The following is a 17054-nucleotide window of genomic DNA, read 5'->3' on the forward strand; positions in this document are numbered from 1 at the left end:
AAGCGTTTTGTGAGTCACGACCGCGGGGTGGAACGGCCTGCACCTACTCTGCCAGCCAATCCCAGACCAGCCAGCACAATCCTCACAGCGTTTTGAGGGCTCATAACGCGCACAACTGCGACTCAGTTGGGTTTAAGGGATGTTGCGTCCACGGGCTGCGATCCATACTCCGTACCATTCGGCGCGGGTCATGGTGGCAGCAACGGAGGCGGCGTCGGCGCACGCAGTAATCCGTCCCGGATTGGTGGTGCCAACTACCGGCGAAATCCTGGCCGGGTGCTTCATCAACCAGCCCAGGAGGACGGATTCGGGAGTCGTGCCTTTCCGGTGCGCCAACTCTTGGAGCATCTCCGCAGTGGCCGACTCAGCCGGAGACAACTCCCCTGACCGAGCACCTGTGTAGCGCCCCTGGGCAAGGGCGCCGTAGGCCTGCAGCTCGATTCCCTGAGCCATGCAGTACTCAACCGTCCCGTGGGGAAAGCTGAGTTCCCGCCCGTCGGCATGGTTGACAAGCACGGTGCTTTCCAGCCAATCCCGGCGCAGCAAGCTGAGTTCCAGTTGATTGGCGACGACCGGCGTCTCCAGACGGTCCTGAAGGTAGGCGATCTGTTCCCCGGACATGTTGGACACGCCCAGCTGCCGCACCTTGCCGTCCGCCATGAGCTGCCCGACGGCGTCACCCACCTCGCGTGGGTCCATCAACGGATCGGGGCGGTGCAGGAGAAGGACGTCCACGTAGTCCGTCTGGAGCCGCTTCAGGCTCCCGTTTACCCGCTCCAGGATGGCTTCGCGGCTGAGGTCGTAGTGGGTTTCCAGCCCGCGCTCCCCCAGCCTGATCCCGCATTTGGTCTGGAGCCGGATCTGTTCACGCAGGCCTTGCGAGCGGGCGAGGATTTCTCCAAAGACGGCTTCGGACTTTCCGTTGCGGTAAATATCGGCATGATCAAAAAGTTCGATGCCGATGGCCCGGGACGTTTCGATCACGGTGGCGGCCTGGTCAATCTCCGCGGCACCGTACGACGTTCCGTCCCATGGGCCGCCGAGTCCCATACAGCCGTATATGAGGCGTCCCCGCCCGTTCGCTTCAGTCATCGCAGTAGTTTCCCACGGCCGCTACGCGCCGCGGACAACCCATGCGGTGGTGTCGGACGGCAGCTTGCCGCCTTCCAAGGGTCCGCTGCTGACGACGACGGCCCCCTCCGGAAGCTCTACGGGATCGGTTCCAAAGTTGGTCACGGTCTCCCAACCGCCGGAACGGCTGAAGCGCAGGACGTCCGGGGTGCCCGTTTCCACCCATTCCAGTTCCTCGGTGGTCTGCAACTCCCGGCGCAGGCGCAGCGCCTTCCGGTAGAGCTCGAGTGTGGAACCATCCACGCCTTCCTGCGTTGACACCGCGTAGTCCGCGAACCACTCCGGCTGTGGCAGGTGGGCTGAGCCTTCACCGAATCCGAAGGAAGGACCTTCGGGAGTCCACGGCAAGGGAACACGGCAGCCATCGCGGCCGATCTCCACGCCCCTGTTGCGGAAGAAGGAGGGATCCTGGCGTTCGGAATCGGGGATCTCTCCGACCTCGCGCAGGCCGAGTTCCTCGCCTTGGTACAGGTAGGCCGAGCCGGGCAAGGCGAGCAACAGGAGCGAGGCCGCACGGGCACGGCGCAAGCCGAGTTCGATGTCGAGTTCCCCGGCGGGAGCACCGGCCAGGAGCCATGCCTTGCCGTCCTGCCCCTTGGGCTTGGTTGCGGTGACATCCTGGGCCGCATTGGTTCCCTGGGCCACTGCGCCGCCCTTGGGCAGTCCGTAGCGGGTGGCGTGCCGGACGACATCGTGGTTGGAGAAGACCCACGTCGAGGACGCCCCCGACTCCGCGGCAGCGACCAGGTTGTCCGTGATGATCTTCTTGAAGGACGCGGCGTCAAAGTCGGACTGCAGGAGGTCGAAGTTGAAGGCCTGGCCGAGTCCCTCGGGGCTGGCGTAGCGTGCGCGGCGGGACTCGTGGACCCATGCCTCGGCCACGGCCGTACGAGGCGGGTTGTACTCGTTGAACAGCTTCCGCCATTCTGCGTAGACCTCGTGGACTTCGTCCCGATCCCAGAAGGGGTGCGAACCGTCAATGAAGCCGTCGGTCCCGTGCGCCCTGGCCAGCAGGTCGGCCTTCATGGGCATCGGTTCGGAAAGATCCTTGGCCATGCCGTGAGCGACGTCGATGCGGAAACCATCCACGCCGCGGTCGGACCAAAAACGCAGGGTCTTCAGGAAATCTTCCCGGATTTCCGGGTTCTCCCAGTTAAAGTCGGGCTGCTCCTTGGCGAAAATGTGCATGTACCACTGGCCGGGCGTTCCGTCCGGTTCCGTGATGCGTTCCCAGATAGGGCCGCCGAAAACCGAGTCCCAATCCGACGGCGGCAGCTCGCCGTTCTCGCCCCGACCATCCCGGAAGATATAGCGGCCCCGGGCAGCGGAACCCTTGGGCGAGGCAAGAGCTTCCTTGAACCATTCGTGGCGGTCCGAGGAGTGGTTGGGGACGATGTCGACTACGAGCTTGATGCCTGCAGCGTGGAGCGCCGCGGCCATCTCGTCGAAGTCCTCGAGCGTGCCAAGCTTCGGGTCCACATTGCGGTAGTCGTCGACGTCGTAGCCGCCGTCTGCGAGCGCGGACGGGTAGAACGGGCTGAGCCAGACGGCGTCGATCCCGAGGTCCTTCAGGTAAGGAACCTTCGCCGTAATGCCTTTGAGGTCACCAATGCCATCGCCGTTGGAGTCGGCGAAGCTGCGGGGATAGATCTGGTAGACGGCCGCTTGGCGCCACCAATTCGGATCGGCCATGCGTTCGGACAGTGACAGGTTTGCCGTGGTGGCGGACGTGCTCACGAAACTCCTTTGATTTAGAATCTAAATTTACTTCCCGAACCAGTATGTGATGCCGGACTCAAGAAGGTCAACAAGGCAACAGCGGCTTATGCCGGGTCCGGGCGGTGAGGGGAAGCTCAGCCCTTGACGGCGCCTTGGGTCACGCCGGCCATGACCCATCGCTGCGTAAACAGGTACGCCACAATGGCCGGTGCCATGGCCATCAAGTAAGACGCGAAGGACACGTGGTAGTTGTTGCTGAACTGGGTCTGGAACAGGTTCTGCCGGACCGGAAGTGTCTGCAACGCGGGGTCGGAGATGATCAGGGAAGGCATCATGAAGTCATTCCAGGCATAGAGGAACGCAAAGATCCCCACAGTTGCGCTCATGGGCGCCAGGAGCGGGAAGATCAACCTCCAGAAGGTTTGCCATGTGCTTGCACCATCGATCCTGGCGCTCTCCTCCAGCTCCATGGGAATCGAACGGAGGAAGGCGGTGAAGAGCAGCACGCTGAAGCTCAGCTGGAACATGGTGGCGAGCAGGATGACGCCCAGCGGGTTGTCCAGGCCCAGGCGCCCCGTGAGTTGGATCTGCGGCAGGGCGACGACGGGGAACGGAATGAACATTGCTGCGAGCAGATAGAAGAACGAATACCGGAACAGCCTGCGATCCCAGTTCCGCACAATCGCGTAGGAAGCGAATGCCGCCAGGACGATCGTGGCAACAACAGTCCCTGCCGTGACGAGCAACGACATTGCAGCGCCTACAGGGAAGTTGGTCAGCGTCCAGGCCTGGACGAAACCTTCAAGGCTGAAAGGAGCCGGAAAGGAGAAGGCGTTGCCGTCCACGGCCTGCCCCTGGGTCTTGAATGCCATGGAGATCGTGACATACAGCGGAAGCAGCACTGTTACCGTGCACAGGACCAGGATGGTGGTTCCCGACCAGTTGACCCGCTCGGCTTTTACCGTGGATTGCCGGCGACTGCTTCCAGCCGAGGCGGTTTGAGCGTGGACGTCCTCGAGGTCGAGGGTGGCTTGTTTGTTCATCAGAGTGCATTCCGTCCGCGAGTCAGCGAAAGCTGTACGAGAGAGATGAGGATGGCCACCACGAAGAAGATCGTCGCGTTGGCCATCTGGTAGGCGTAGTCGCCTCCGTTGAAGCCCGCGATAACGGTCATCGCGATACTCCTGGTTGAGGTCCCGGGGCCGCCGTTCGTCAGGCCGACGATGATGTCGTAGGCGTTGAGGAATCCTTTGAACCCGAGAATGACGTTGATCACCACATAGCCGGCCACGAGCGGGAGCGTGATCTTCAGCAGTTGCTGGAGTTTGGTCGCACCGTCGATCTCCGCCGCCTCATAGACGTCACCAGGGACAGCCACAAGTCCGGCGATGTAGATCAGGAGCGACCCCGGTACAGCCTGCCACGCAGTGACCATGACGATCGCGATCCAGGCAAGGTCGGGATTGGCCAGCAGGCTGCTCTCCAGCGCCGGAATTCCCAGTGCCGTTCCCAGCGCAGGCAGCGAGTTGGAAAACAGGAAGTTGAACACGTAGGCGATGATGATTCCCGAGACCACCATGGGAATAACGAAGATGGTCCGCAGAGCCGATTTCATCCGGATCCGCGACGTAAGACCCACGGCGAGGAGGAAGGCGATGATGTTGACGGCGATCACCGTGACCAGGGAGAACCCGAACGTGAAGAGGTAACTCTGCAAAATTGCCGGGTCACTAAAAATTGCAATGTAGTTGGTCAGGCCGACGAACTCCCAGTCACCGATGCCGATGGAGTCAGTGAAGCTGAAGAAGATGCCGATGATGCCCGGCACGGTAATCGCCAAGGTGAACAGGACAAGGCTAGGCAAGAGGAAGAGGTAGAAGATCGGTTCCACCCGACGGCTGCTGCGCGGCCGCTGGACAGTTTTTCCGGAGGTGGGTGGCGTGGTGATGATGGACATATCTGGCTCCCTGCTTCTGTGCTACTGGCGGAACGCCAGGCGCGCCCAGTCTGCGTCAAGTGTGCGGAGGGTGGATGCAGGGTCTGCGCCAAACACGAGGGCCTGCGTGTAGTTCATGATGGGGATTGTTTTCGGTACCAGCACGGACGGGCCTTGGTAGACCTGTGCGTTGTCGTAGTACTCCACCATGCCTTCGATCCTGGGATCGGGGACGCCCGCGGCATCCTTGGTGGGCGTAAAGCCCAACTGCGACTTGTTGTAGGCATCGATGACTTCAGGCCGATAGAGGTACTCCAAGAAGCCACGCGCCGCCTCCTTGTGCTTGGATGCTTCCGGTATCCAAGCAGCAAGGTCGACATTGACCCGGACGCGAAGGTCCTTGGGGTCCTCGGTCATGGGCAGCGGAAATGTTCCGAGCGCCAGGTCCGGGGCGGTCTTGGCAACCTCGCTGAATGCCCACGGCCCTTGGAGGTACATCGCAGCCTTGCCTTGGGAGAACGCGAGGTTCCCATCACCGTAGGCCCGGCTGGAAGCGTCCTTGTTGACGTAGTTCCTGGCCAGTTCCAGCATCTGCGTGACGGGCTGATCGAAGTCCTTCTGGAATGAGACCGAAGAATCCGGCCCTACTTCCGTTCCCTCACCGTCAAGTTTTTCGAAGAAGTCCAGGGTGTCCAGTTGTCCGCCTACCGAGTAGTCAAACCAGCCCTGGGCAATGGTCCAATCGTCCTTGAACGTGGCATAGAACGGGGTAATCCCGGCTGCCTTGAGCTTCTCGCACACCGCGATCAGCTCGCTCCAGGTCGTGGGCACTGTGATGTTGTGCGCGGCGAAGATCTCCTTGTTGTAGATCACCGAAGACGCCATGATCGAGTACGGCAGCGCGCTGGTCCGGTCCTGATACGTACCATATTGGTCCATGAGCGGCTGGAGGTCGTCGCGGATCTTGGAGGCAGCCTGGGTGTCGGACAAGTCGCTCAGGGCACCGCGTTGCACAAAGCGGGACGTTTCCATGTTGTAGTTCGCCAGCGCGATGTCCGGCGGATTGCCACGGACAAAGCTCGCGGACACGACGTCGACGCCGGAAGTGTCCAGCACCACCTCGGTATCGTCCTGCGAGGCGTTGTAGTCGGCAACCAGCTTCGTCATGAAGCCAATGGCCTCCCGCTTGCTGAACGTGAAGCGGATTGTCTCTTTGCCCGAATCCCCGGCACAGCCCGAGAGTAGGCCGGCAAGCAAGGCCAGCCCCAGGCCCATGGCTGCCATGCGTTTCTTGCGCGTCAGTTTCCTAGACACCGTAGTCCTTTCATCTTGCGGACCCCAGCGCCGCATTGCCTTCGCGAGGTGGCGCGCGCGACCTCACCGGAAGTTTAGATAGGAGGTAAATTTATTACCTATCGCTAGTATTATGTGAGCAGCGCCACAGGGTCAAGCTCATCTCGGGAATGCGTCGCGAGTTAAATTTATGTACTAAATTTAGAGAGGCCGCTCTATCAATTCCGATGCACGGCCCAAGAGTTGGGAGCACCACATGCTGAGCGGGACCGCGCCGTCAACACAGCTGGTACGCAGGGTCAACGCCGGCGCCATGCTAAAGGCGATGCGCGGTGCCGGCGTTGTGACAGGCACCGAACTGATGGCCTCCACCGGGCTCTCTCGTGCCACCGTGATCTCCATCTGCGACGAACTGGTCCGACTCGGATGGCTCCGCGAACTCGAGAACCAACGCGGCACCGGCGACTACGTCAAGGGCAGGCCTGCTCGACGCTTTGTCTTCGACGACAGCGCCGCCAGCGTGTTGGGAATCGATATCGGAGCCAACAAGATCACCACGATTGTTGCCGACATGGCTGGAACGTCCTTGGCCCAGGTAACGATGCCTTTCCGGACGTACAACGTCTCTGCCGCCGAACGTGCAGATGTCCTGGACCGGATCGCCGCTGACGCCGTGGAAAAGGCCGGCGTATCGCCGGACTCCGTCCTCGCAGTGTCCGTTGGAGTGGCCGCCCCCGTAAGCCGGGGCGGGGAGGTTCTCACGGTCCAGGAGTTCTGGAAGTCCTTCGATGTCCTTCGCATCGTGTCTGAGCGCCACGGTTGGCACGTGCTCCTGGAAAACGACGCCAACCTCGCTGCCCTGGCAGAACGGTGGCAGGGCAAAGCCCAGGGAGTCGACAATCTCGTAGTCATGCTCGCCGGTGACCGCCTGGGTTCCGGCATCCTCGAATCCGGGCGACTCCTGCACGGCCAGCTTGGAGGCTTCGGCGAACTGGGCTACCTGGAAAACGTCGACGGCGTGGGCGACACCTACGGCATCGCCCACTACGCTGCACTATGGGGCAGGGAAGCACTTGAAAGCGGCGCTGACACCAATCTCCGCAAGCTCTGCGGGGGCGACCCTGAAGCCCTGACTGCGGAGATGGTCTTCAAGGCAGCCGCGGACGGGGACCACTCCGCCCTCAAAGCCCTGGACCTCATGGCGCTCCGCATGGCCAGGGTGATCGGGTCGATCAGCACGTTGGTCAACCCCGAGCTGGTGGTTATCGCCGGAGGCGTGGCCTCCTCTGCCGAAGCCTTGCTCCCGGGCATTGAGCAGCATTTGCCGGACTTCACCTTCACTCCGCCGCGGCTGGCAACCTCCGCGCTTGGAGATGGCATCGTGTCACTCGGTGCGATCCGGCACGCCCTGGACTACGTCGAGGAGCACGCCCTGGACCTCTCCCCCGCTTCCTTGCCCTAACAAGCTTTCCTGCCGGAACCAGCTTCCTGCCTGCCAGGCGCCGCGTCCTAAGCGAGCCCGCCCCTACTCGGGCATTGACATGGTGCGAAGATCCAGCTGCCGTAGCACTCGGTCTGCAACTTCGGGATCCATGCCCGGTTCATTGCGGGCTTCCACGACCTCCTGGCGTGCGGCGTCCAAGGCGATCGTCTGCACGGCAATGGCCAGTTCGCGTCCGCGCTTGCGCTTTTCCTCCACGGACTCGTTCCGCAGCGAACCATCCAGCAGCTCGGCGTGGAGGCGGTGCATCTTCTCCTTGACCAGGGCCACCTTGTCCGCGGGGAGTTCCTTCATGAGTTCGTGCTCCTTGAGCGCCGCCATGGCTGCCGTTTGGGCCCGTTTGGCAAGTTCCCGCGCAGCGTGCTGTTCGTGGGAACCGTCCTCCGTGGCGTTGAGGACCCGCATCAACCATGGCAGGGTCAGTCCGGGCAAGACCAGAGTCGCAAGAAGGACCGCGCAGGCAATCACCAGGATCTCGTGGCGTGCCGGGAAGTCGCTGCCATCGGGCAGTGTCAGAGGGAGTGCCAGCGCAAGGGCAAGTGTAGCCAGGCCCCGCATGCCGCACCACGTCAGGATGAGCACTTCCTTCGGCGATGTTGGTTGCAGGAGGTTCCTGCGCCTGTGGGCTGACAGCGCCAGCAAAGCCAGCCACAGGAAGCGAACGACGAACACCAGGATGCACATCACCACGGCCATTCCGATCATGCCGAAAATAGCCATTCCTTCGTCGCGGATCACGTGGCGGATTTCCAGGCCCACCAGGCCGAAAGCCAGGCCGGTCGCCAAGAGCTCGACGACATCCCAGAAGGCGGTGCGGGTAACGCGCTCGGCGGCGTCTTGGGGCCGTGCGTGGCGCTGCAGTTCCAAGGCAGTCACGACGACGGCCACCACACCTGAGGCGTGCAGCTCTTCAGCGAGGATGTAGGCAGCAAACGGGACCACGAGGGTGACGGCACTTCGTGCCACCATGGAGGTCACCAGTTTGGTGATGACCTTGGTCAGCCAGCCCATCGCGATGCCGATGACAACGGCCAGCGCAGCACCGATCACGAACTGGACGATGACGCCGGGGCCAACCTCGCTGCCGGAGAGTGTTGCGGCTACCGCAGCCTGAAAGATGACGATGGCAGCCGCATCGTTGAAAAGTCCTTCGCTCTGAAGGACGGTGATGAGCCGGCGGGGCATGTGGACGCGTCCGGCGACGGACTCGACCGCAACGGGATCCGGAGGCGCAACCATGGCCCCGAGCGCAATGGCTGCAGGGATGCCGATGCCGGGGATCATGAGCCAGGCTGCACCGGCAACGACGGCGGTGGACACCACCACCAACGCCACGGCCATCAGGAGCAGTGTGCGCCAGCGAACCCGGAAGACGGCCCACGAGCTCTTCTGCGCAGTGGCGAAGAGCAGCGGCGGAAGGAAGATCGGCAGGATCAGTTCAGGCGAAATCTCGAACTCAGGGAAGCCCGGGATGAAGGTCAGCGCCACGGCCAGGAGCAACATGATCACCGGGTAGGGAAGGCGGAGCCGGTCCCCCAAGCCCACGGCCGCCACCGTGGCAAGCAGCAATCCGACAATGAGCGCCAGCTGATCCATAGTCCCGCTTCCCCAAATGTTGTTATCAAGCGCCGCGGGCCTTGCCGCGGAAGCTCCTACCAACATATCCCGGGGCGGGCTGTCACTCGGTTGTCAGTGCGTCAACGACGTCTACAGTCCCGTCCGTGAAAGTGATGGTCCGGTGGATGGTCTCGGGGAGTTCCAGGACGGCAGCCGTGACCAGCGCAACGTTTGCCCGCGATGTCCTGGTACCGTTGCCCGGATTGCCAGGATCCGTTTGGATGTGGCCGGTAGGCGGCTCTTCCGTGAGCGTCCCCGGTCCAAGCACAGTCCAGTCCAGAGTGGTGTTCCGCAGGTACTCGTCCGCTGCGGCTTTTGCCTCCGCGTAGGGAAAGAACGGGTGGTCCGCGGGCACTCCGTGGTCTTTCGCGGCGCCGATGTAGGACACCATGACGTACCGCTTCACGCCCGCTTCTTCCGCGGCGTCCATGGAGCGGATGGCGGCATCACGGTCCACAGCGTAGGTCCTGGCCGGATTACCCCCACCGGCACCTGCGGACCAGACCACTGCGTCGTGGCCCTTCAGCGCCTGGGCGAGTTCCGCCGTCGTCGAGTTTTCCACGTCCAGCACCTCCGCAGCGGCCCCGGTCCCCGTGACATCTGCCACATGGTCGGGATTTCGGACGAAGGACGTGACATCGTGACCTTCGCCACTGAGAATCCGGGACAGATGCAGGGCCACTTTCCCGTGGCCGCCTATGATTGCGATTCGGCTCATGCACCCATTCTGTCCCACGTGGGATGCAGTGCAGGCAGAATGACAAAAGACCCCGCAGATTGGAACCTGCGGGGTCTTGCTCTGTAGCGGTGGGGAGGCTCGATCTCCCGACCTCACGATTATGAGTCGTGCGCTCTAACCAACTGAGCTACACCGCCACGAATGAGAAAAACCTGTGTCAAGCCGGTCAAACCGCCTTGACACAGGCCCTCATCCAGAGCCCCCCACCGGAATCGATCCGGTGACCTCGTTCTTACCAAGAACGCGCTCTACCACTGAGCTAGGGGGGCAACGAGTAAATACTCTACCGGAGGTTTTCAGAAGCTACAAATCGGCGCCGCGACGGGAGAAAACGGCGTCGACACAATTTGCGAAGACGGGGAATCGTTGATCCAAGAACGTCGATTTCAGGGCAGTCGCAGCACCTGTCCGGGATGGATCAGATCAGGATTCGGAACCGTGTCCGTGTTGGCCGCGATCAAGGCAGCGAGATCCACACGGAACTGCTCAGCGATGCTTTTCATGGTGTCGCCGGCTTCCACCACCACCTGCTCCACGCGCGGCGCTACGGGACCCGGTTGGCCCGACCCGGCAGCAGCCTCTGATGCGGCATCCTGGCTTGCCTGCCGGACCTCCGGATCGTCAGGGTTCAGCCCCAGCCGTGCGGCCTCCTGCGCGGCCGCAGCGTTCGCAGCTTCCTGCTGCGCGGCTGCCTGCGCAGCAGCTGATCGGGCCGCCGCCGTATCCGTGGAAGAAACCCCGACGGCGGCAGCGTCGTCGGCTGCCTGGCGGGCGGCACTCTGGTCTGCTGTGGCCTCGTCGTCCTGTCCCATGGCTCGATGGTACGGCGGTGCGGTTAAACAACAAAGGGGTCGGCTCGAAAGCCGACCCCTCTGTAGGGATGTCTACTTAGTGGTTGTTACCACTTGCCCTTGCGGTTGAAGTCACGGTGGCCGCCTTCGCCGCCACCGCGGGGCTTGCGTGCACCGTCGCCGTGGCCGCCGAAGCGCGAGCCGCTGGACTGGCCGCGGTCGCGGTCACCATAACTGCCGGAAGTGCGCTCTGCCCGGTCGCTGTACGAGCGTCCGCCGCGATCCGCGGAAGAGCGTTCGCCGTCATTGCGACGGAACTCCTTCTTGAAGCCACCGTTGCCCTTGAAGTTTCCACCGCCACGGTTGTCGCGGTCTCCATAGCCGCCCCGGCCACCTTCGCGGTTGGGCTTGCGGCCGCTGTCCAGTTCGAGGTGGATCAGCTCGCCGCCGATGCGGGTGCGGGACAGTGCGCGCAACTGCTCGGGGCTCAGGTCCGCAGGGAGCTCCACAAGGGAGTGGTCCGAACGGATGTCAATGCCACCAATCTGCGCCGAGGAGATGCCGCCCTCGTTCGCAATGGCACCCACGATCGATCCGGGCATGACGCGCTGGCGCCGACCGACTGCGATGCGGTAGGTGGCGTTGCCCTCGGTGAGCGCACGTGACGGACCACGGGAGCCGAAGCCGTCCTTGGAGCGTTCGCGCTTCTGGAACTCGGGAGCTGCAGGCAGGTCCTTGACCAGGAGCGGTTGCCCACCCTGGGCCATCACGGCGAGGGCAGCAGCGATCTCCGCAGCCGGAACCTTGTGCTCTTCCTCGTAGGAAGCAATGAGGTCGCGGAACAGCGAGACATCCTCGGACTCGAGAGTCTCAGTAATGCGCTCGGCGAACTTGCCCAAGCGCAGCGAGTTGACGGTTTCAGCCGTGGGCAGGTGCATCTGCTCGACGGACTGGCGGGTGGCCTTCTCGATGGCGCGCAGCAGGTACTTCTCGCGCGGGGTCATGAACAGGATGGCGTCACCGCTGCGGCCCGCGCGGCCCGTACGGCCAATGCGGTGCACGTAGGACTCGGTGTCATGCGGAATGTCGTAGTTCACCACGTGGCTGATGCGTTCCACGTCAAGGCCACGGGCGGCGACGTCGGTGGCCACGAGGATGTCGATGCGGCCCTCGCGCAGGGCATCGACCGTCCGCTCGCGCTGCTGCTGCGGAATGTCACCGTTGATGGCTGCAGCCTGGAAGCCACGGGCTTTCAGTTTGTCTGCAAGGTCCTCGGTGGCCATCTTGGTGCGCACGAAGGCGATGACGCCGTCGAACTCTTCAACCTCGAGGATGCGGGTCATGGCGTCGAGCTTGTGCGGGCCCATGACCTGGAGGTACCGCTGGCGGATGTTTGAACCCGTGGAGGTCTTGGACTTCACGGAGATTTCGGCCGGGTTGTTCAAGTACTGCTTGGACATGCGGCGGATCTGGCCGGGCATGGTAGCCGAGAACAGTGCCACCTGGCGGGTTTCAGGGGTCTCTTGGAAAATCTGCTCCACGTCATCGGCGAAGCCCATGCGCAGCATCTCGTCGGCTTCGTCGAGCACCAGGTACTGGAGCTCGGAGAGGTCCAGGGAACCCTTGGCGATGTGGTCGATCACACGGCCGGGCGTTCCGACGACAACCTGCGCACCACGGCGAAGGCCGGCGAGCTGCGGGCCGTAAGCCGAGCCGCCGTACACGGGAAGGACGGTGAAGTCGTCCATGTGCTTGGCGTAGGACGTGAAGGCCTCAGCAACCTGGAGGGCAAGCTCACGCGTCGGAGCAAGGACCAGTGCCTGGGTCTTCCGGGACGGGCCATTGAGGTCGTGCAGCTCGGCGAGGCGGGACAACGCGGGAACAGCAAAGGCCGCCGTCTTACCGGTACCGGTCTGGGCGAGGCCCACGACGTCGCGGCCTTCAAGGAGCAGCGGGATGGTGGCTGCCTGGATGGGAGACGGCTTCTCGTAGCCAACGTCCTGAAGGGCAGCGAGCACCCGGCCATCAAGGCCAAGATCTGTGAAGCGAACGCCTTCTTCTTCACCTGCGTTGTCGGCAGCAGCGGCTGCGGTTTCTTCTGCGGGGGTCTCGACGGCGGCAGGTGCGGTTGCCGGGGCTTCGGCACCTTCGGTTACGGTCTCTGCTGCTTCGGCAGACTCAGCGTCCGGGGCGTCGAAGTTCTTGGCGTCGAGGTTCTCGTTAAGAGTTTCGGGCATTGGGGGGAATTCCTCATCCATAGGGCGTCGGCGCGGCCCGGTTGGGCTTGGCCGCAGTACAGGCGAGAGAAAGGCTGGGTTGCCCTGCTATCGCAGAAGTCCGGCGCTGTCGCAATCCCATGGCAGGACTTCGCGCTGCATCTCTTGGCTGCTATCCCAGCAGTCTGTACAGCGTTTTCTTTAGCCGGCGCTCCCTATGAAAATCCCCGCACACAGTTTGCGGGGCCCAACACTTACCAGTCCTGCCTCAAAAATTGGGCAGGATAAAGGGAATTCCGGAGTGGGGGATGTATCCAGTGTAGGGCACGGAGCAGCCGCATCGCGACTTTTACCCTGACGGCGGCGGTGAGAGCTTGCGCACACCTGTTTGCTGAGGTTCGTTTCAGAGGCCGTTGCGGCGCAGCACCTTCTCGAACTTATCGTGATACTCGTCCTGAAGCCGGATCTCACCATCGGCCTCTGCGTCCAGCAGCGTCTGAACGATATCCGGCGTGGGTTCGCTGAACCACTGGCCCACCGTGATGCCGTGCTTGGGTACGAACAGCCGGTGGATGTGGTCCCCCGCTGAAACAGTACCCGTCTTGATCACCCGCAAATACGTGCCTACCCGACCCTCTGCCGTGAAGCGTTTGACCCACTGCGGCTCCCCCAGCACACGCTGGAACGTGGCGCACGGAACGCGGGGAGAAGTCACTTCGACTTCCAGGTCCATCCCGATCTTCCATCGCTCACCGATGACAGCCCCCGTGGCGTCGATGCCTGCAACGCGCAGGTTTTCGCCAAAGATCCCCGGAGGCAGGTCCCGCTGCAGTTCGGCGGACCAAAAGTCGGCGTCCTCCTGCGAATACACATAGAGGGCCTGGTCCTCTCCCCCATGGTCCTTCCGGCTGGCCTGAACGTCCCCATGGACGCCAAGCTTGTGGATCTTCACGGGTCCTTCCACGGGCCTCTTGTCGATGGCCGTGACTCCCACGCTTCCTTCCGGGTCCGGCAGCAGCTGATGGACCCGGCAGACAGCAACAAGGGATGCGGTTTTCATGGATACCAGTCTACGGACGGAAGCCCGCGGCCCTAGGGATCGAAACGGTAGCCCATTCCCGCCTCCGTGTGCAGGTGCCGTGGCGCCGCCGGATCCCTTTCCAGCTTCCGCCGCAACTGGGCAATGTACACCCGCAGATACTGCGTCTCCTTGGCGTAAGCCTGCCCCCACACTTGGGTCAGGAGCTGTTGCTGGCTCACGAGCTTTCCTTTGTTCCGCACGAGCAACTCCAGGATGTTCCACTCGGTGGGGGTAAGCCGCACCTCCGCGCCGTCCTTCACGATCTTCTTCCCCGCCAGGTCCACCACAAAGTCCGACGTCGCCAACGTTGGGGCCTCCGGTTCGTTGACCAACCGGCGTGCGGCGACCCGCAGCCGCGCAAGCAGCTCATCCAAACCGAAAGGCTTGGTCACGTAGTCGTCCGCACCGGCGTCGAGCGCTTCCACTTTGTCCTCCGAGGCATGGCGGGCGGACAACACGACAACCGGCATGCTGCTCCAGCCGCGGATGCGGCGGATGATCTCCACGCCGTCCATGTCCGGCAGCCCGAGATCCAGGACCACGATGTCGACGTTGCGTTGGGCCACTGCGGCGAGGGCGTCAGCGCCGTTTCCTACTGTCAAAGCCTGGTACCCGTGTGCCTGCAGGGTGATCTGCATGGCCCGCGCAATCCGGACTTCGTCCTCGACAATGAGCACCCGCGTCATGCCCCGCCTCCCCGATGTCCCGTCCACAACGGCAACGTGACCACCATGGTCAATCCGCCCCCGGGAGTAGGTTCCGCCACGAGCGTCCCGCCCATGGCCTCCGTGAAGCCCTTCGCCACCGCGAGCCCCAAGCCGATACCTGAACCGCTCGCGGATGCAGGCGAATCGCCAAGCCGCTGGAACGGCTGGAACATCTCCAGCACCTCGGCATGGCCAACACCGCGGCCAAAGTCCACTACGCGGAGCTCGCTGGCAGGCTGATCCCGCACCGTGATGCCGGCGCCCGCGTGCGAAGTCAGGACGACATCGGAATCGGGGGCATACTTCACAGCATTTTCCACGATGTTCGCCACCACGCGTTCCAGCATCCCCGCATCGGCCTGAACGGGAGGGAGGTTGGGCTGCAGTTCGTTGCGGACGCGATCCCGGGGAATGCCACGGAGGGCATCCGGAAGCACATCGGACCACGACATCCCCGTCAGGAGCGGGTTGACGGCGTCAGCCGTAATTCGAGACATGTCCAGGAGGTTGTCAACCAAGTGGTCCAGGCGGTCGGCGTAGTTCTCGATCGTCTCCAGCAACTCCCGCTCCACGTCCGGTGGAAACTGGACATCCTCCTGCCGCAGGCTGCTGACGGCCAGCTTGATCCCGGCCAACGGCGTTCGCAGGTCATGCGAGACCGCCCGCAGGATCGATGTGCGCATCTTGTTGCCCTCCGCCAGCCGGAGGTTGTCGCGCCGGCTCTTGGCCAACTGCTGCCGCTCCCGCACCGCCACCACGAACGCACCGAACGCAGCCAGCAACCGCTGGTGTTGCGCCGACAACGCACCGCCGCGCAGCAACAGCGTGTAGTGGGGATCGACGACGGCGGCATGGTCGGCCGCGGCATGGGTCACCGGCGGGTTCGGGCCGGCGCTCGCAAGGACCCGCCAGTTGGTTGATACCCCCGGCCGGGCCGGCTCCGCGGATCCCAGCAACGTCGCCGCGTCCATCCCCAGGGTGACGCGAACCTTGTCCAGGAAAGATTCCAGGCTGCCGTCAGTGCTGAGGATCCGCAAAGCCAATTCACTCAAGGCTGTTGCCTCCGCGCCGGACCGCGCCGCTTCCTGTGCCCGGCGACTGGCCAGACCCACTGCGAGCGCCACGCCGCAGGCCACCGCCAGGAAGACCACCAGCGTGAAGAGCGTCGTGGGATCGGCGATGGAGAGGGAACCAACAGGCTCGGCAGAGAAGTAGTTCAGCAGGAGGCTTCCCAGCACGGCAGCAACCACAGCGGGCCACAAGCCGCCGATCGCTGCGATGGCAACTGCTACCGCCAACTGAAGGAGCATGGTCATCGCGAAATTACGGAAGCCCACCACTGTCACCAGGAGTTCGACGCCGGGCGGCAGCAACAGGGCCAGCACCAGGCCCGTGACCACTCGCCCACGGCCAATTCCGCGCACCACGGGAAGCCGCAACTGTACCTCGCCGACGTCGCTCGGGTTCGCTTCCGGACGTGCCATGGCTACATCCTTGCACGTCCACAAGGTGGGCAGTTCTACCCACCTTGCTGCGTCACCAGTGCCTGCACCGCGGTCTAGGACTAGGCTTGCTTTCAGCATTCTGATCCGGCTCGGCGCCGGATACTCCAACGGTCTATCCAGGGGGATACACATGGACCCGAAAGATGGCCCTGAGGGCACCGGCAACAATGCCGGCGGCCGGGGCAACAACGGCGACTCGAACGCGGGCACCAACCCGCCCAAGCCTCCGCCATGGCAAGTTCCCAAGCCTGAGCTCCATCCCGGCCTGACGCCGCCGGCAGACGGCGGCAACCAGCCCGGGCCTCAGCGTCAGGGAAAGAACGCAGGCGGACCACAGCCACAGCCCGGCGCTCCGGGACAGCCACTCCCCGTGCTGGATCCTTTTGCCAAGGAACGCGAGCGCGAAGCAGCCCACGCGGAGGCGCGCAAGAAGCGCTCCAGGCGCCGCACCGTCGTCGTGGGCCTTGGCGTTACTGCCCTGCTGGCCGGGACCATCACTGCGGTGGTGGCCAGCAACGAGGCAGAGGCCGACTACGCGCAGGTCTGCTTCAACGAGGAAACCGGCGAGCGCGTTGACGATTCGCAGTGCAACAACAGCAGTTCGGCCGGCCGCAGCTCAGCGGTCTATGCCTGGTACTTCTACTCCCGCGGGGCAAGTGTGCCCGCAGTCGGGCAGAACCGCAGCGCCTACCCGAGCTACACCAAGACCGTACCCACGGGCGCCAAGACCGCTACGGGTTACAGCACCAAGGGCGGCACCGTGAGCCGCGGCGGGTTCGGCAGCAGCTCGAAAAGCGGCGGAAGCTCGGGAGGCTAGG

At 63.4% G+C, this 17054-nt stretch carries 14 protein-coding genes and 2 tRNA genes; 2 read left to right on the plus strand and 14 right to left on the minus strand.

Annotated features, from left to right (window positions below):
- Positions 1-132: 132 nt before the first annotated feature.
- The 5 genes from AB0N65_RS13420 to AB0N65_RS13440 all read right to left on the minus strand — a co-directional run bounded on the left by AB0N65_RS13420 (position 133) and on the right by AB0N65_RS13440 (position 6100).
- The gene (locus AB0N65_RS13420) at positions 133-1092 is read right to left on the minus strand and encodes an aldo/keto reductase (RefSeq protein ID WP_364162178.1); all 960 of its coding nucleotides are present in this window, start codon (positions 1090-1092) and stop codon (positions 133-135) included.
- Between the two features lie 21 nt (positions 1093-1113).
- On the minus strand, positions 1114-2868 hold the full coding sequence (locus tag AB0N65_RS13425) for an alpha-amylase family glycosyl hydrolase (protein ID WP_364162181.1): 1755 nt from the start codon (positions 2866-2868) through the stop codon (positions 1114-1116).
- Between the two features lie 116 nt (positions 2869-2984).
- Complete coding sequence (locus AB0N65_RS13430; RefSeq protein WP_364162184.1) at positions 2985-3893, minus strand: carbohydrate ABC transporter permease; 909 nt, start codon at positions 3891-3893, stop codon at positions 2985-2987.
- Positions 3893-4807, minus strand: coding sequence for a sugar ABC transporter permease (locus AB0N65_RS13435; RefSeq protein WP_364162186.1), 915 nt, complete (start codon positions 4805-4807; stop codon positions 3893-3895). The genes AB0N65_RS13430 and AB0N65_RS13435 overlap by 1 nt, the downstream gene beginning before the upstream one ends.
- Before the next feature lie 21 nt (positions 4808-4828).
- Positions 4829-6100 (minus strand): extracellular solute-binding protein, encoded by a 1272-nt coding sequence (locus tag AB0N65_RS13440; RefSeq protein ID WP_364162189.1) that lies wholly within the window; start codon positions 6098-6100, stop codon positions 4829-4831.
- Positions 6101-6335: 235 nt separating this feature from the next.
- Here AB0N65_RS13440 and AB0N65_RS13445 point away from each other — a divergent pair, with 235 nt between their 5' ends.
- Positions 6336-7541 carry an ROK family protein gene (locus tag AB0N65_RS13445; RefSeq protein ID WP_364162192.1) on the plus strand — a complete coding sequence of 402 codons (1206 nt, stop codon included), beginning with the start codon at positions 6336-6338 and terminating at the stop codon, positions 7539-7541.
- Between the two features lie 63 nt (positions 7542-7604).
- Here the strand turns inward: AB0N65_RS13445 and AB0N65_RS13450 are convergent, their stop codons facing one another.
- The 9 genes from AB0N65_RS13450 to AB0N65_RS13490 all read right to left on the minus strand — a co-directional run bounded on the left by AB0N65_RS13450 (position 7605) and on the right by AB0N65_RS13490 (position 16215).
- Positions 7605-9176, minus strand: coding sequence for a Na+/H+ antiporter (locus AB0N65_RS13450; protein ID WP_364162195.1), 1572 nt, complete (start codon positions 9174-9176; stop codon positions 7605-7607).
- Positions 9177-9258: 82 nt separating this feature from the next.
- Positions 9259-9915 (minus strand): NAD(P)-binding oxidoreductase, encoded by a 657-nt coding sequence (locus AB0N65_RS13455; protein ID WP_364162197.1) that lies wholly within the window; start codon positions 9913-9915, stop codon positions 9259-9261.
- A gap of 84 nt (positions 9916-9999) precedes the next feature.
- Positions 10000-10073: transfer RNA gene (locus AB0N65_RS13460), tRNA-Met, on the minus strand.
- 60 nt (positions 10074-10133) lie between these two features.
- Positions 10134-10205 (minus strand) — tRNA-Thr (locus AB0N65_RS13465).
- Positions 10206-10322: 117 nt separating this feature from the next.
- Complete coding sequence (locus AB0N65_RS13470) at positions 10323-10748, minus strand: LysM domain-containing protein (RefSeq protein ID WP_364162199.1); 426 nt, start codon at positions 10746-10748, stop codon at positions 10323-10325.
- Between the two features lie 86 nt (positions 10749-10834).
- Positions 10835-12964, minus strand: coding sequence for a DEAD/DEAH box helicase (locus AB0N65_RS13475; RefSeq protein ID WP_364162202.1), 2130 nt, complete (start codon positions 12962-12964; stop codon positions 10835-10837).
- Between the two features lie 382 nt (positions 12965-13346).
- Complete coding sequence (locus AB0N65_RS13480; protein ID WP_364162204.1) at positions 13347-14003, minus strand: MOSC domain-containing protein; 657 nt, start codon at positions 14001-14003, stop codon at positions 13347-13349.
- A 32-nt stretch (positions 14004-14035) separates the two neighbouring features.
- Positions 14036-14710, minus strand: a complete 675-nt coding sequence (locus tag AB0N65_RS13485; protein WP_364162207.1) for a response regulator — start codon at positions 14708-14710, stop codon at positions 14036-14038.
- Positions 14707-16215 carry an ATP-binding protein gene (locus AB0N65_RS13490; protein ID WP_364162210.1) on the minus strand — a complete coding sequence of 503 codons (1509 nt, stop codon included), beginning with the start codon at positions 16213-16215 and terminating at the stop codon, positions 14707-14709. Before AB0N65_RS13490 ends, AB0N65_RS13485 begins: the two co-directional genes overlap by 4 nt.
- 151 nt (positions 16216-16366) lie before the next feature.
- Between AB0N65_RS13490 and AB0N65_RS13495 the strand changes: the two genes are divergently transcribed.
- Positions 16367-17053, plus strand: coding sequence for a Tat pathway signal protein (locus AB0N65_RS13495; protein ID WP_364162213.1), 687 nt, complete (start codon positions 16367-16369; stop codon positions 17051-17053).
- The last annotated feature ends 1 nt before the right edge of the window (position 17054 follow it).

The sequence above is a fragment of the Paenarthrobacter sp. NPDC089322 genome, from assembly GCF_040684895.1.
Classification (GTDB): domain Bacteria; phylum Actinomycetota; class Actinomycetes; order Actinomycetales; family Micrococcaceae; genus Arthrobacter.